Annotated in this window: 8 protein-coding genes; all 8 read left to right on the top strand. The window is 42.6% G+C overall.

Annotated features, from left to right (window positions below):
- Nucleotides 1-5: 5 nt before the first annotated feature.
- A complete protein-coding gene (locus DXC10_RS09265) occupies nt 6-1,580 on the top strand; it encodes a DUF362 domain-containing protein (protein ID WP_117737719.1) in 1,575 nt (524 codons plus the stop codon).
- A 112-nt stretch (nt 1,581-1,692) separates the two neighbouring features.
- Entirely contained in the window at nt 1,693-3,873 is a 2,181-nt protein-coding gene (locus DXC10_RS09260) for a DUF362 domain-containing protein (RefSeq protein WP_101545062.1), read from the top strand.
- A gap of 84 nt (nt 3,874-3,957) precedes the next feature.
- On the top strand, nt 3,958-5,277 hold the full coding sequence (locus DXC10_RS09255) for a glycoside hydrolase family 28 protein (RefSeq protein WP_370448214.1): 1,320 nt from the start codon (nt 3,958-3,960) through the stop codon (nt 5,275-5,277).
- Nucleotides 5,278-5,283: 6 nt separating this feature from the next.
- Nucleotides 5,284-7,173 carry a glycoside hydrolase family 97 protein gene (locus DXC10_RS09250; RefSeq protein WP_101545064.1) on the top strand — a complete coding sequence of 630 codons (1,890 nt, stop codon included), beginning with the start codon at nt 5,284-5,286 and terminating at the stop codon, nt 7,171-7,173.
- A gap of 23 nt (nt 7,174-7,196) precedes the next feature.
- Nucleotides 7,197-9,143: a glycoside hydrolase family 97 protein gene (locus DXC10_RS09245; RefSeq protein WP_101545146.1), complete on the top strand. Its 1,947-nt coding sequence runs from the start codon at nt 7,197-7,199 to the stop codon at nt 9,141-9,143.
- Nucleotides 9,144-9,534: 391 nt separating this feature from the next.
- Nucleotides 9,535-11,679, top strand: a complete 2,145-nt coding sequence (locus tag DXC10_RS09240; RefSeq protein WP_101545066.1) for a TIM-barrel domain-containing protein — start codon at nt 9,535-9,537, stop codon at nt 11,677-11,679.
- Between the two features lie 136 nt (nt 11,680-11,815).
- Nucleotides 11,816-13,981, top strand: a complete 2,166-nt coding sequence (locus DXC10_RS09235; protein WP_101545068.1) for an alpha-galactosidase — start codon at nt 11,816-11,818, stop codon at nt 13,979-13,981.
- Nucleotides 13,982-13,992: 11 nt separating this feature from the next.
- Complete coding sequence (locus tag DXC10_RS09230) at nt 13,993-16,026, top strand: hypothetical protein (protein ID WP_117737718.1); 2,034 nt, start codon at nt 13,993-13,995, stop codon at nt 16,024-16,026.
- The last annotated feature ends 83 nt before the right edge of the window (nt 16,027-16,109 follow it).

Here is a 16,109-nt window from a genome sequence, read left to right as displayed (position 1 = left end):
AGATTATGAAACGGATTTATTTATACTTCAAAGAAAAGACGGAAAGAGGTGAGTTTTCTTCAAGACATATGCGGATGTTTCTCTTTTGGGGATTAGGACTCTCATCAACTTTGTGGTTTCTTATTCGTGTAATTCCCAAACCGTCACGTGCTTATTATCCTTGTATGCAAACTGCTGCTCCAATGATGTCGGCGTTTGTTACCTATTTGCTCTCTTTTACTGTTACATGGTGGAGTGGGCGTAAACTATATAATGCTATTCGTCAACGTAAAGTAGTTGTAGGTATATTTTCTTTTATGTGCCTTTGTCTGTTTGGTACCATGACATTGGTAGAGAATAGTACAGATTTATTGGCACAAGCCATTTTACCGGTTACAGAACCGCGTATGGCATGGGGTAAGAATAATCCGGTAGGAACTCCACGGGGCATATATCCGGGACGTGTGACTTGGGCTCATGCTCCGGGAGCTGCTACCTGGGAGAAAGGAACCGGTTTCTGGTATGAAGATCGCTGGAATAATCAGGAAGATGCTGATTGGTTGATCAATCAATCGTTATTTATGCTGACGGGTGAGAAAAAAGAAAAGGCGGCATGGAATGCTTTGTTTGTTTCTTTCAATCAGCAACATAAAAGAGGGAAGAAAGGTTATAAGAAAGGTGAAAAGATTGCTATTAAAATCAACCAGAACAATACTTTTTCCCATGAAGATTGTGAACAATTGAATGCTTCTCCTCATCTCACACTCGCTTTATTGCGAAGTCTTGTAAATGAGGGGGGAATTCCGCAAGAACAAATTACGGTATTTGATGCAAGTCGTTTTATAACCAATACATTATTCAATAAGTGCCATTCCGAATTTCCTGATATCATCTATTTGGATAATGAGGGTGGAGCAGGCCGTACGAAATCAACTTATACGGCAGATGCTATTCCTTATTCGGAAGATAATGGACGTTTAGCACGTGGGTTGGCTGATTGTGTAATAGAAGCCGATTATTTAATAAATATGTCCTTATTGAAAGGGCATGGCGGACAAGGGGTGACGCTCTGTGCCAAGAATTGGTATGGAGTGACGGATATAGACCGGAATTTCCGAAAGAACCAACATAATAATTTTAACCAGGATCGTGGAGGAAAGCCCCGTTATATGACTTTTACAGATTTTATAGCTCACAAGGATTTGGGACAAAAAACAATGCTTTTCTTGATTGATGGATTATATGGTTCGGAAAAGGTGAATGGGGCACCTTCCGGAAAGTGGAAAATGGTTCCATTTAATAATGATTGGCCTTGTTCGCTTTTTGCATCCCAAGATCCTGTTGCTATTGACGCTGTTGGTATCGATTTTCTAAGTTCAGAGTTCCCGCGTATGGCAGATGTAGATTATTGTGATATGTATTTGGTAGAGGCTGCAATGGCCAATTCTCCATTATCCAATACTTTTTATGATCCGGAACAAGATGGTACCGGAGTTGGAAGTTTGGGAGTATTGGAACACTGGAATAATCCCATTGAAAAAAAATACAGTAGAAATATGGGAAAAGATATAGGAATAGAGTTGGTTTATTCACATAAATGATTTCCTATTTGTACTATGAGACGATTTTTCAAGGATTTGAATGAATTCTTAAAATCGTCTCATTTTTATATCCTTATTTTTGTCTCAGGTTATTAATGTTTAATCTAATGGTATGAAGAATAAAATAAAACAGTGGTTCTTTAAAACATGTCCCAAAAGTGGGCGTATCGTTGGCATTAATAAAAAGAATGTTGCATTGAAGATATGCTTTCCTCTGTTGGGGATAGTGGCTTTGGTATGGTTCTTGATTCGTGTGGTACCCAAGCCCAGTCGCATTGAATATCCTTGCCAACAAATAGCAGCTCCCATAGCTTTTTCTTTTGTGGCATTTATCAGTAGTACACTTGTGGGAGTGGAAACATGGAAGCGCTTCCGTAGTTTATGGTATTCCCGCCGTTTTTATTTAGGATTGTCGGTACTATCGATAGGCGTCCTATTATCAGGAACTTTATATGTGATGTCAGTAGACAACTCTCTGATGGGACAGGTTATTAGGAAACAGATAGATAATGGTACGGACATGGGACATTTTACTCCTATTGATTCTCCTAACACGCCGATGGGGGTTGCAAAAGGTATCCATCCGGGGCGTGTGGCTTGGGCATACGATCCTAAAGCGGCTGCTTGGGATGGTGAGCGGGGGCTTTATTCGGATGCAAATAATAATAGCCAGACGCGTGTCAATGATATGATGGAAGGAGTAATAATTTCATTAACTCGTCAAAATACCATCGATAAGGCATGGGAAGAGCTGTTTCGTACTTTTAATTATAAAAAAGGTAAAGGAGCGGCTCTTTATAAAAAGGGAGAAAAAATAGCTGTTAAAGTCAATCTGAATGATAATGGTGGTTCTAATATAATAGATGCTACTCCGCAATCGGTATATGCCTTATTGCATCAATTGGTAGATATCATGAAGGTCCCGCAGAATTGTATTACGATTTATGATGCACAGCGACGGGGTATTTCTGCTATATACGATTATGTACAGCCGATTTATCCTGATGTAAATTATCAGAACTGGGGTGGTTTTGTTAAAGATGTTATTCATTATTCCAGCGAAATAACAGATACAGGCGCCATGAGTTTGGCACGTGCTGCCTATGAAGCGGATTATATGATTAATATGGCTTTGATGAAACGCCATTCTGAACCGACGGATAAATGGCGCGACAGCGCTGGACAGACAGGTATCACTTCTACTGGTAAGAACCAATTTGGTTCGGTAGGAAATGTACCGCCTCTTCATCTTTCCATTCGTGATTGGTCCTCTTTCCGAGGGATGGGTACTTATAATTGCATAGTCGATTTGATGGCTCATGAACGTATTGGAGGGAATACATTAGTATATATCGTAGACGCAATGTATGTCAATCCCAAACATAATGGTAAAGCTATACGTTTCAAGCGTGCTCCTTTCAATAATGGTTGGACATCCAGCTTTCTGGCATCTAACGACCAAGTAGCCATTGAATCGGTAGTTCTTGACTTTATTTATTCCGAACTCCCTCTTCCAGCAAATGCTGATAATTTTTTGCATGAAGCTGCCAATATAGGCAATCCGCCTTCCGGTATTGCTTATATGGGTAAGGCACAAGGGAGTCTTGGGGTACATGAACACTGGAACAATCCTGACCAGAGATTGTATAGTCGTAATTTAGGAACGGGTAAAGGCATAGAACTGTATAGGGTACCCATGAATGAACAGCGCCCGGCCATTGAATATTTTTATGCTGATGGAACAAACTTATATTATAAGATCTCCAATGCTGATGAGGTAAGATTGAATGGTAAAAGATTAGATAACCTCGAAGGAGTGTTGCCGCTTGATTTGAGAAAAACTACTGGTTATTGCCTGGAAGCTTTGAATAATCATAAAGTTGCTGCTTCACAAAGATTGGTACAACGCTGTTTGAAACCACTTATTACTTGTCAACCTAAGGAAATGGTTTTAAGTGGATCGGCAACACTGAATGAAGACGGCTCTGTAGAATTTAAAGGTGAAAAAGGAAGTTCTAACGGTACCATAGCTTGGAAGGCTGAGGTTCCCCATCAGGGTAAATATTATCTGATGGTTTCTTATACCGGTGGAAATCCTGTACCTTCTTATTTATATAATAATGGAAAGTTGGTTAGTGAAAATATAGGTTATCTGGCAACAATTGGAAATAAGCGTGGACAGTTCGTATTTCCTGTTATGTTGGAAAGAGGAGTAAACGAATTGAGTTTGCAACATCCCGGGCGCCGTAGTAATAAGATATATTCGATTTCTATTGCAAAAGAGATAAGATGAAGACAAACATAAATTAATACTAATATTATGAGAAAAAGAAATTATTGGGGATTATTGCTTTTATTACTGATTGTTCCGTTGGCTATGCAAGCGGGCGAAACTTTCAATGTGAAGAAATATGGCGCTCGGGGAAATGGCAAGAAGATGGATTCTCCTGCCATTCAGAAAGCTATTGATGCCTGTTATCGGGCTGGAGGGGGAACCGTGGTAGTTCCTGCAGGAACTTATCTTTCAGCTACGATTGTCTTGAAAGATAATGTTACTTTACATTTGGAGAAAGATGCACTGATTTTAGGTACTACAGATTATAAAGCGTATGATAACCTGGATCCTTTTACAGAGGGGTTGGGTATAGATGTCGGTTGGGCATTAATGGTTGCGGTAGATGCAAAGAACGTTACGTTGGAAGGAGAAGGTACCATTGACGGGCAAGGTTCTGCATTGAAAGAACGTCATATCAAAACCGATACACGTCCCGAAGGTAAACGTTGGGGATTGCGTCCTTTCCTGCTTCGTTGGGTACGTTGCGAGAATGTGAAGGTAGAAGATGTGACTTTAAAATACGCCGGAGCTTGGACATCCCATTATTTTCAGTGCCGGAATGTCAATATAAATAATGTGACTATCCGTAGTTTTGGAGTGGCACATAACGACGGTATCAATATTGACGGTTGCCAGCATGTACGTATCAGCAATTGTGATATCATTAGTGGTGACGATGCACTCTGTTTCAAAACGACCTCCAGTAAGATGGGATGTGACGATATTATTGTTACTAACATGAAGCTGAAGAGTAATCAGGCAGGCATTAAGATGGGAACGGAATCAATGGCGGGATTTGAGAATATCAAAATCAGTAATTGCCATATCTATGACACTAAAAATGGAGGTATCAAACTCTTTTCTGTCGATGGTGCATGTTTGCGTAATGTAGAAATATCAGATATAACGATGGATGAAGTCCGCACTCCTATGTTGTTCCGTCTAGGTGCCCGTTTGAGCGTTTTCCGTAAGACTCAGGATACGCAGCAGCCCATTGGAGTTTTTGAGAACGTTACTATTCGTAATGTGAAAGCTATTGCTGCCGACAAAGCACAGTTGGATCCACCTTCCGGTATTTTGATTACCGGTATTCCCGGACACTATATCACCAACTTGACATTGGAGAATATTCATATCCGTCTGTTGGGAACAGGTACCAGTGAAGATGCATTGTCTGAGGTTCCCGAGGCTGTTGATAAATATCCCGAAGTGAAAACATTCGGTCCTAAAATCCCGGCTTATGGGGTATGGGCACGTCACGTAAAAGGTTTGAAATTGAAGAATGTTACATTCGAATTGAAGAATTCGGATGCTCGTCCGGAAATAATCTGTGAGGATGGAGATATGCAAATCTACAAATAAATAGTCATGAGAAAGATTATATGTACATTGTTCATGGCATACTGTACTTTTATAAGTATGAATGCCCAGACGTTATCGTCAGTCGCCAGTCCGGATGGTTCCATTGTATTACGAATTGGATTGAAAGATAATGATCTGACTTATGACGTACGTAAATCGGGAAAAACTGTTTTGATGGAAGCTCCTATTCGTATGACGGTAGATGGAGCTGAAATCTGTAATTCTCCCCGATTATTATCTTCCGATAGTTATAAGACGGATGATACCTATCCTATACGTGGTTCTCATTCTATGGCTGTAGATAAAAGTAATGGTTTGTTGCTTAAACTGAAGAACGAACAACTGAAAACAGATTTTATTTTAGAAGCCAGAGCGTATAATGACGGAATAGCTTTTCGCCTGATACTTCCCGGAAAAAATAAGCAAGCAAGAACACCGGATGAACATACGGTGTTTACTCTTCCTGCCGGCAGTCAGGTTTGGTATCATGACATGTATTGCCATTATGAAGGTTTGCACCAAAAGAAAGAAATTTCTGAGATAACGAAAGGAGAGTGGGCTGCTCCTCCTGTAACCGTACAACTTCCCGGAAACTCCGGTTATCTTTGTCTTACAGAATCTGCTTTGATGAATTATGCCGGTATGTCCTTTCAAGCGAATGGAAACAATGGTTTTGAAACCCGATTGGGGCATGCCCAACCTTCAAGTTATGCTTTTGCGCACGATTATAGCTTTGAAGATGCCCGGCGTCTCTCTTTGCCAGCTACAATAATAGGTACCATTACAACACCTTGGCGGGCTGTTGTCATCGTTGATGATTTGAATGGATTGGTTAATACCGATTTGATTACTAATCTGGCACCTGCTCCCGACAAGAAACTTTTTCCTAAAGGTGTAAATACCGAATGGGTGAAACCTGGGCGTTCTGTATGGTGTTGGCTTGATGGTGGCGCCCGTACCGTGGAGGGTATGAAGGAATTCTCCAAGTTAGCGGGAGAATTGGGTTATGAATACAATACGGTCGATGCTTTTTGGTATCGTTGGACGGATGAACAATTGAAAGATCTGGTTGATTATTCGGCCAAATGTGGCGTAAAAGTTTGGTTATGGCGTCATGGACGTGACGTTCGTGATCCGGAGAAGCGCAAAGCATTGTTTGAGAGATGTCATCGTTTGGGTATTGTCGGCTTGAAGCTGGATGCCTTTTCCCACGAATCGAAAGAATTTATTGATTTGTATCAGGCTTGCCTGAAAGAAGCAGCAGAATATAAACTGATGCTCAATATACATGGCAGTAATAAACCGGCGGGAGAAGTACGTACGTGGCCTAATGAGATGAGCCGTGAAGGTATCCGTGGACTGGAATATGGTAAGAAACAGTATGAGTGGTCTACCCATAATACGACTCTTCCTTTTACACGTTTGGTGGTAGGTGCGGGTGATTATACTCCAGTTGTTTTTGGAGAACGTCGTTTGGAAACTTCTTGGACCCATCAGATTGCCACCTCTTTGGTCTTTAATTCTTCGGTGACATTCTTTGGCTCTCATCCTCAGAAGATGCTGGATAGCCCTGCTGTCAAAGTATTGAAGGAAATACCGGCTACTTGGGATGAAACAATCGTTCTGCCGTCCAGTAAGATTGGTGAGGTAGCTGCTTTTGCCCGTAGGAGTGGAAAGATCTGGTTTCTGGCTGTGCTGAATGGTCAGCAGGAACGTATGATACAGTTCCCGTTATCTTTCTTGGGTGATGGATGGTATGAAGGGACTGTACTCAATGACAATCCGTCGAACGCGGCGGCAGTTGCCGTACAACGTGTATTTTGTCGTAATGCAGACTCGCTTACCGGTCACATGCGTTTAGGCGGTGGATATGTAGTTATGTTTACTCCGAAATGAAACAACACTTAAAAACAAATATCATGAATAAACTATGGAATGCAGCAATTCTGCTGGGAGCGGCTTTGATGACCGCCTGTACACCCCCTGACTCATGGGAATTAACTTCAAAGGATAATAATGTCCGTTTTGTATTGGAAAACAAAGAAACGGATGGAGTGAAAGATTTATCTTATTCGGTCTATTACAATGATACGGTAGCTATCGAAAATTCTCTTTTGGGTTTGGTGATGGACACTCAGGAGTGTGGTAAAGACGCTAAATTTGTATCTGTTACTCCGGTGAAAGATATTACCGAAACCTATCAGTTGAAATCCGGTAAAAAGATGAATACGGTGAACGATTGTCGTGAACAAATATTCACATTCCGTACGGAGAAAGGTCTTGACTTCGATTTGATTGTTCGTGTTTATGATAATGGAGTCGCTTTTCGCTACGGATTTCCTGATGCGGATAATAAAACTCATACCATTCAAGCTGAACATACAGAGTTTGCCGTACCGGTAAACGGCAAGGCGTGGATACATCCATACGACTGGAACAGTCGTAAGAAACCCAGTTATGAACAGTATTGTGAAAATGGGATAGATATCCGTTCAGACTGTAAGCATGGCAGAGGCTGGGCTTTTCCCATGTTGTTTCAGACCAACGGTTTGTGGATGATGATAACGGAAGCCCAATTGGATGGTACATATCCGGCTACCCATATCGATAATTCAGGTACTCAAGGTGCCTATAAAATTCGTTTCCCCGAATTGGATGAACCTATTGTGCCGGATGCCGTAGAACCTGTTTCACAGATGCCTTGGTATACTCCATGGCGTGCCATTATCGTAGGGAATAATTTGAATACGATTTTCCAGAACCAGATGGTATCTCATCTGAACCCTTCTTCCGTGGTGGAAGACGAGTCTTGGATAAAGGCCGGACGTGCTTGCTGGAGTTGGTGGTATAATGGTGCTTCCGTACGCGACTTCAAGGAACAGTTGAAGTATGTGGATCTTAGTGCGGAAATGGGTTGGGAATATATGTTGATAGATGCCAGTTGGCAACGTATGGGTAATGGCGGCACTATGGAAGATGTTGTGAAATATGCGCAACCCAAAGGAGTAGGCGTATGGTTGTGGTATCATTCCGGCGCCGGACATGAGAATGACACGATAGCGGCTCGCCGTATTATGTGTGATCCGGAGTTGCGTCGTGCTGAAATGAAACGTATTAGTGATATTGGTGTTAAAGGTATCAAAGTCGACTTTTTCGATTCCGACAAGCAACGTGTTATCCAGTTGTATCCCGCTATTTTGAAAGACGCGGCCGATAATCATCTGTTGGTTGACCTGCATGGTGCTACATTGCCACGTGGCTATGAGCGTACCTATCCGAACTTGATGACTACGGAAGCTATTCGTGGAGGAGAAACGCTTGGACAACAACCCCGTTGTGACCGTGCGGCCGAACATAATGCGACGGTTCCTTTCACCCGTAATGTAGTAGGTTCCATGGACTATACTCCGGTGACTTTCTCCAATAAGATACGTCAGGGAGTACCTGCCATCCGTAAGACTACCGTAGCGCATCAGTTGGCCTTGGCAGTCGTATTTGAGTCGGGGTTCCAGTGCTTTGCCGATAGGGCGGAAGCCTATCTTGCATTGCCGGAACAACCTAAGCAATTTTTGAAAGATGTGCCTGCTGCTTGGGATGAAAGTTGTTTGTTGGCCGGTTATCCGTCGGATTATGTGATTATAGCCCGCCGTTCGGGTAATGATTGGTATATTGGTGGAATTAATGGCAAGAATGAGGACCGCGAACTGGAGTTTACGCTTCCCGCAGCTTGCAAAGATAAATCATTTAAGATGATTACAGATGGAGCGGATAAGGATACGTTCGATTATAGGACAGTAGAAAATACAAATGGAATGGTGAAAGTAAAGCTTCTTCCCAACGGAGGTTTTGCCGGTGTTATCCGGTAGTTGTTATTGATGACACTGTTTCATTCCTTTGATAAGGCATACTCCGATAGGAGATAAAACATGTTTATTTCAAGGAAAAGTTATATCTCGGCTGCCGGGATGTATATCTTAGCAGCCGGGATGTGTATCTTAGCAGTTGAGATGTGCATCTTGGCTGCTGAGATGAAGTTTGTTTCCGGTTTTAAATATCTTCTTCAATAGACAGGGCTTGTTTCAGATATGGACATAGACCTCTTTTCTAATAAGATGAATTATAGTATATTGCAGTGTTTTGGATATATTTGAAAATTTTTGGAACAATATTGCAATACAGATAAGCTATAATTTGGTTTCTTTGTTGAACTATTGCTGATTAGGAAATTAATCTAATATTTAACAGATAATAAAAAACATGAAAAAGAAATTGATTTTAGGAGCACTTGCGGTATTGATGCTGCTTCCGGTAAATGCACAAATAGCCTGGAAACAGATTGAACCTGGAGTTTGGAAAGGTGTGGTTGGTACTCCCGAAGAATATTCGTTGCTGGGTGTGGCGGGGGTTACCCCGTTGAAAGAAGGCTTTGCACGTTTGCCCGAGGTAACCTTACCATCGCTTGCCAATGAGATTGTAGGCGAGGTACAGGATGGCAAGACCAGTCTTCGTATCCCATTGCAGAGAAAAGAACAACTATATGGCTTTGGCTTGAACTTCCAGACTGTACATCAACGTGGTAAGATACTGAATTTGCACGTAGATCACTATGGTGGTAAGGATAATGGCCGTACACATGCACCTGTACCATTTTATATTTCCAGTTTGGGTTATGGTGTCTTTATCAATTCAGCCCGTTATCTTACAGTTTATGCAGGTTATGGTGCTCGCAAGGATAGTCCTAATGCACCGGTTGCCAAAGATCGTAATACGGACAAATCGTGGACTTCCAGCCCGTACTCGGATGCGGTTTCTATTCTTGTTCCTGCTCCCGGCGCCGAAATTTACATCTTTGCCGGGCCTACACCGATGGATGTGGTACGTCGTTATAATCTGCTGTGTGGTGGCGGTACTTTGCCACCGCGTTGGGGATTGGGCTTCACTCAACGTACCAAGAAGCTCTATACAGCAGAAGATGTGAAGAAAGAAGCCGACGAATTTGAACGTCAGGGTTATCCACTCGATTTTATCGGATTGGAACCGGGTTGGCAAAGTAAAGCTTATCCTTGTACGCTCGAATGGGATGGTGGACGTTTTCCCGATCCTGCCGGTTTTGTAAAGGAAATGATGGATAAGGGTGTTCGCATTAATCTGTGGACTAATCCTTATCTGTCACCAGAATCGGATGTGTATAAGGCAATGTATCCTGTCAGCGGTTCGCATACTGTATGGTGTGGCATAGTCCCTGATTTGGCAGGTGAAAAGGCTCGCCAATTGTGGAAAGATAAATTGGAGAAAGAACATATAAGTATTGGGGTCAGTGGTTATAAGATTGACGAAGTAGACGGTTATGACCGTTACGTATGGCCTGATGTGGCGACTTTCCCCAGTGGTAAGTCTGCCGAGCAGATGCGCCAGACATACGGTTTGTGGGTACAACGTACTACAGCAGACCTTTATAAACAACGTAATCAACGTACTTTCGGGTTAGTACGTGCTTCCAACGGTGGTAGCAGCTCATTCCCTTATGTTATTTATAATGATTATTATAGTCATCAGGACTTCATTACTGCTTTGATTAATTCAGGTTTTAGTGGCGTTTTGTGGACTCCTGAAGTGCGTGGCTCCAAAACAGCAGAGGAATGGTTACGTCGTTTTCAGTCTGTTGTTTTCTCGCCGATGGCGATGATCAATGCTTGGGCAAGTGGAACCAAACCCTGGTCTTTCCCCGAAGTGGCCGGACAAATTAAAGAATATGCCACTTTGCGTATGCAGATGATGCCATATTGGTATACGGAATTTGCCCGTTATCATTTTGACGGTATTCCTCCTTTCCGTGCCATGAATCTTGAACCAGGATTCAATCCTGAACAAGCTGTCAGCACAGAAATAAAGAATTCCAATTTGGAAGATAATCCTTATCTGGAAGCTATCTCTAAAGAGATAAAAGACCAATATATGGCAGGTGAATACCTATTGGTTGCTCCTATGTTTGCAGGACAGAAGGAACGTAGTGTCGTATTGCCGCAAGGTGATTGGTATGATTTTTATACTGGTAAATATGTGGGCAATGGTGAGAGAATAAAGGTTGCACCCGGCTTGGATCGTATACCTGTGTACGTGAAGGATGGCGCGGTTATTCCTTTTATGGAAGCTACACTCCATGCACCTAAGGCAGGACAGAAGGTCAATCTTGAAATTCGCCATTATGGTAAGGCGGATGGTTCCTATCGTTTGTATGATGATGACGGTGAAACTTTTGACTATGAAAAGGGAGCATATTCTTGGCGCGATATCAAAGTGACGCGTGATAAGAAAGGACGTTTGAAAGGTACTATTTCTAAAGCAGAGAAAGGAAAACCGGATAATATAGCTACTGTTACTTGGAAATTTATGACTGAATAATAATGTATTTATTTTTAGGTACGGATTATGTAGATTTCGCGGATTAATTAGCTACGCTGTGATTATGCAAAAGATAAAAAATCCGCGAAGTCCGTGTAACTTGTGCCTAAAAGACACATTCAAAAAGCAATAAGAAATGCACAAAATTACAACTTTACTTATATTCCTGTGCTGCACTTGCCTGATGCGTGCGGCAGACAATCCAAATGTAAAGAAAATATTCTCCGTAACTTCTGGTGAACTGAAGCTGACCTTCATGGTTGGTGCGGATAATCGTCTGTATCAATTGGGATTTGGTGATGTAGACGCTAAAATAGAAGTTCCTGCTAAAATGCCTTCACGCGAACGGGAATTTTATCCTCCATATGGTAATGGTGTGTTGACCGAACCGGCTTTACAGGCCACCCATGCCGATGGTAATACTTCTACTGAACTTCATTATACGGGACATCGCATAGAAGATTTGGGTGAAGGTGTCTCTCAAACCATTATTTCTCTGAAAGATCCTGTTTATCCGTTTTCCGTGGATCTTTACATTAAATGTTATGGGGATAACAGCATGATGGAACTGTGGAATACAGTGAGCCATAATGAGAAGGGAAAAGTAGTACTTTATCGTTTTGCTTCTGCAGCTCCGGTAGTGAAGGCAAAAGAGTATTGGCTTACTCAGTTTATGGGTAATTATAAGCGTGAGGCTACTCTTTCTGAGGAACGTTTGTCAGAGGGAGTCAAAATTCTGGACTCTAAATTGGGAGTACGTGCCCATCAGATGCGTATACCTTCTTTTATGCTCTCATTGAATACTCCGGCAGATGAGAATAAAGGAGAAGTATTGGCTGCTTCTTTACGTTGGAGTGGTAGTTTCCAATTTGCATTTGATATGGACTGGAACAAAAATCTCAGATTGCTTACCGGTATGAATCCATTAGGTTCCCAATATTATTTAGAGCGTGGTGGAACGTTCACTACTCCTGCCATTCTTTTTGCATACAGTAAGAAAGGAAAAGGAGAGGCAAGTCGTCGTTATCACCGTTGGGCAATGAAGTACGCTATTCGTGATGCACATAAAGAACGTCCGGTGTTGTTGAATAACTGGGAGGCTACCCATTGTGATTTTAATGAAGAACGTTTGAAAGAACTTTTTAATGGTGCTCGTCAGGTAGGTGCGGAGCTTTTCTTGCTGGACGATGGTTGGTTCGGAAATGGTCCTTATTCCCGCGATGATGATAAGCATGGCTTGGGAGATTGGGAACCCTCTACCAAGAAACTTCCCCGTGGCCTCTCTTATATCGCTAAAGAAGCTCTGAAACGCAAAGTCGGTTTTGGTATCTGGCTGGAACCGGAGATGGTGAATCCGCAAAGTGAACTCTATCGGAAACATCCTGATTGGATAATTACCCAACCCAAACGTGAACCTATATTGGGACGCCATCAGGAAATACTTGACTTGACCCGTCCTGAAGTACAGGCTTATGAGTGGGAAATCATTGATAAGACCTTGCGCCCAAATCCTGATATTACATATGTTAAATGGGATTGTAACCGTTATGTCACTCAACCCGGGTCTGGTTATCTGCAACCTGCGGAGCAGAGTCATCTTTGGATTGATTATAATTGGGCGCTCTATCGCCTGATGAACCGTTTTTCCAAAGAATTCCCAAATGTGATGGCGATGCTTTGTGCCGGTGGATCGGGTCGTGTGGACTATGGAGCTTTGCCTTATTTCCATAGTTTCTGGCCCAGTGACAATACTGATCCTCTGGGACGTATCAAGATACAGTGGGGATTTTCTCATTTCTTCCCGGCAAGTACAATCTCCGCTCATGTTACCCGCATGGGTAAGCGTCATCTCAAGTTAGCGATAGATGTGGCATTGAGTGGCGCTTTCGGTATCGACCTTGCATTGGATAAAGCTACGGCCGAAGAACGTGCACAAATTGCGGATGCGGTTAAGTTATATAAGGAAAGTATCCGTCCGCTGGTGATGCAAGGAGAGTTGTACCGTCTGGTATCCCCTTATGAGCATCCGTTGGCATCGTTGAGCTATGTTTCTGCCGATAAACAGAATGCGGTGGTCTATCTTTATCAAACCAAAGATGGTAATGTGCCTCGGGTGGTACTTGGAGGACTGGATGCTGATAAGAGGTATCTGGTAGAAGAAGTCGGACTTCCCAAAGGAGCCGTTTCCCGTTTTTCTGCCAGTGGTAGGACCTTCACGGGTGCTGAACTTATGAATACCGGATTGTCTAATCCTCTGAACACCCAGTTTGAGAGTGCTGTAATTTTATTGAAAATACAATAATATAATAATGTATGAAGCGAATACTTCTATTATTTGCGTTACTTCTTACTGCATCAGTAGTAGTTTGTGCCCAAACCGGAGATCGTTGGACCATCCAGGATGACGGTTCTATCCGTTGGGATATTTCAGGGAGTAAACTCCCTCACGAAGATCATGTCGAAATGAGTGGACAGATGCTTTCTGTCGTGCTCCGTTATGGGGTGGATGCCCAGCAGCGTTTTCATGTGAATCGCAGTTTGGTATTTCCTATGTTGCGTATGAAGCCGAACAAGACACAGAATAATTTGAAACAACGTTTTGATGTCAATATACCTGCTATGGTGACTGTAGACGATCAGACACTTTTGAATGAAAAGGTCAGTGATATTACTTTTAACGGTTTGATGCGCGTAGAAAGTGACTACGGATATATTTATCGTCGTAAGGAACTGAAGAAGGCGGTTCACGTAACGCGTTTGCTCTATCCCTCACCCAAGGATGCCCGCTATTGTGAAGAATATACTTTCAAGAATAACAGTGGTAACACGATAACCTTGCGTGTACCCGATTGGCATGTAACTTATACTACTCCGGAGGAAGCTGGTGTGTATGGAGCTTATCGTATCCAAGCGTCTCTTTCCAAAACAGGAACTTTCGTGTTGAAGCCGGGAGAGAAACTGGAGTTCTTCGCCGTATTCTCCGGTCATAAGGTTTCGGATGGTACGGATAATACCGCTGTTTCCGGTTTCAATATTGAAGATGAGCGTAACGGGCGTCAGGTTTTGATCAATCAATGGTGGGGAAATCTTGTTCTTGATACCCCCGATCCTGTATTGAACCGTATGTTTGCCTTTGCCAAATTGCGCGGAGCCGAGAGTATTTACCGTACCAAAGGCGGTTTGATGCATGGTCCTGGTGGAGAGGCTTATTATGCTGCTGTATGGGCAAATGACCAGGCAGAATATATTAATCCTTTCTTCCCTTTTCTTGGATATGAAGTTGGTAACCAATCGGCTTTGAATGCTTTCAGACATTTCGCCCGTTATATGAATTCGGAATATAAGCCTATTCCAAGTTCTATAATATCCGAAGGTGTCAGCTTCTGGCATGGGGCTAAAGATCGTGGAGATGGAGCGATGATAGCCTACGGGGCTGCCCGCTATGCCCTGGCTCGTGGGGATAAGGAAGAAGCGCGTGAACTTTGGCCGCTTATAGAATGGTGTCTGGAGTATTGTAAACGTAAACTTACTCCTGACGGGGTGGTTGCTTCCAATTCCGATGAGCTGGAAAATCGTTTTCCTGCCGGTGATGCCAATCTCTGTACTTCTACCTTATATTATGATGCTTTGCGTTCTGCCGCCTTGCTGGGACGCGAATTGGGTGTTCCGGCTAAACTGCTTTCTGCCTATACGGCGCAAGCCAAGGCATTGGAACGTGCCATTGAAGCTCACTTTGGTTACGAAATAGAAGGATTTCATAGCTATCGCTATTATAAGGGGAATGATATTTTACGTTCCTGGATTTGTATGCCGCTTGTAATGGGCATTTATACTCGTGCGCAAGGTACGATAGACGCTTTGTTTTCACCGCGTTTGTGGACGAATGACGGTTTGTTGACGCAGGCAGGTACAGAGACTTTCTGGGATCGTTCTACCCTCTATGCTCTTCGTGGTACCATTGCCGCGGGTGAAGTGGAGAAGGGTATGGACTTTCTGAAAAAGTACTCTCATCGCCGTCTTTTAGGAGACCATGTGCCTTATGCCATTGAAGCATGGCCCGAAGGAGATCAACGCCATTTGTCTGCTGAAAGTGGGTTGTATTGTAGAATTTACACAGAAGGACTTTTCGGTATCCGTCCTGTAGGACTCAATAGCTTTGAAATGACACCTCGTTTGCCGCAGGAATGGGAATACATGAATTTGAATAGAATACGTGCTTTCAATTCGGACTTTGATATCCGTGTTTCCCGTGCCGGAAAGAAACTGCATGTAGAAGTTGTAAAGGCTGGAAAGATTATTGTAAAGAAGAATATAGAGGAAGGAACGACTCTTAAAGTACGGGTATAAATAAGATTTGAGACTTTTTTGTCTGTCTCAATTCCTATTTTATCCGTCTCTTTTTAGTTTATCTATTATAAAATGTGGCAAGC

The sequence above is a fragment of the Bacteroides sp. OM08-11 genome (assembly GCF_003438665.1).
Lineage (GTDB): Bacteria > Bacteroidota > Bacteroidia > Bacteroidales > Bacteroidaceae > Bacteroides > Bacteroides cutis.
The sequence above is the reverse complement of the archived record's forward strand: the minus strand, read 5'-3'. Positions and strand labels throughout refer to the sequence as shown.

Coding starts and splice junctions, on each gene's coding strand:
- DXC10_RS09250 (WP_101545064.1), top strand. CDS start 5,284: ATGAGAAAGATTATATGTACATTGTTCATGGCATACTGTACTTTTATA.
- DXC10_RS09255 (WP_370448214.1), top strand. CDS start 3,958: ATGCAAGCGGGCGAAACTTTCAATGTGAAGAAATATGGCGCTCGGGGA.
- DXC10_RS09240 (WP_101545066.1), top strand. CDS start 9,535: ATGAAAAAGAAATTGATTTTAGGAGCACTTGCGGTATTGATGCTGCTT.
- DXC10_RS09230 (WP_117737718.1), top strand. CDS start 13,993: ATGAAGCGAATACTTCTATTATTTGCGTTACTTCTTACTGCATCAGTA.
- DXC10_RS09265 (WP_117737719.1), top strand. CDS start 6: ATGAAACGGATTTATTTATACTTCAAAGAAAAGACGGAAAGAGGTGAG.
- DXC10_RS09235 (WP_101545068.1), top strand. CDS start 11,816: ATGCACAAAATTACAACTTTACTTATATTCCTGTGCTGCACTTGCCTG.
- DXC10_RS09245 (WP_101545146.1), top strand. CDS start 7,197: ATGAATAAACTATGGAATGCAGCAATTCTGCTGGGAGCGGCTTTGATG.
- DXC10_RS09260 (WP_101545062.1), top strand. CDS start 1,693: ATGAAGAATAAAATAAAACAGTGGTTCTTTAAAACATGTCCCAAAAGT.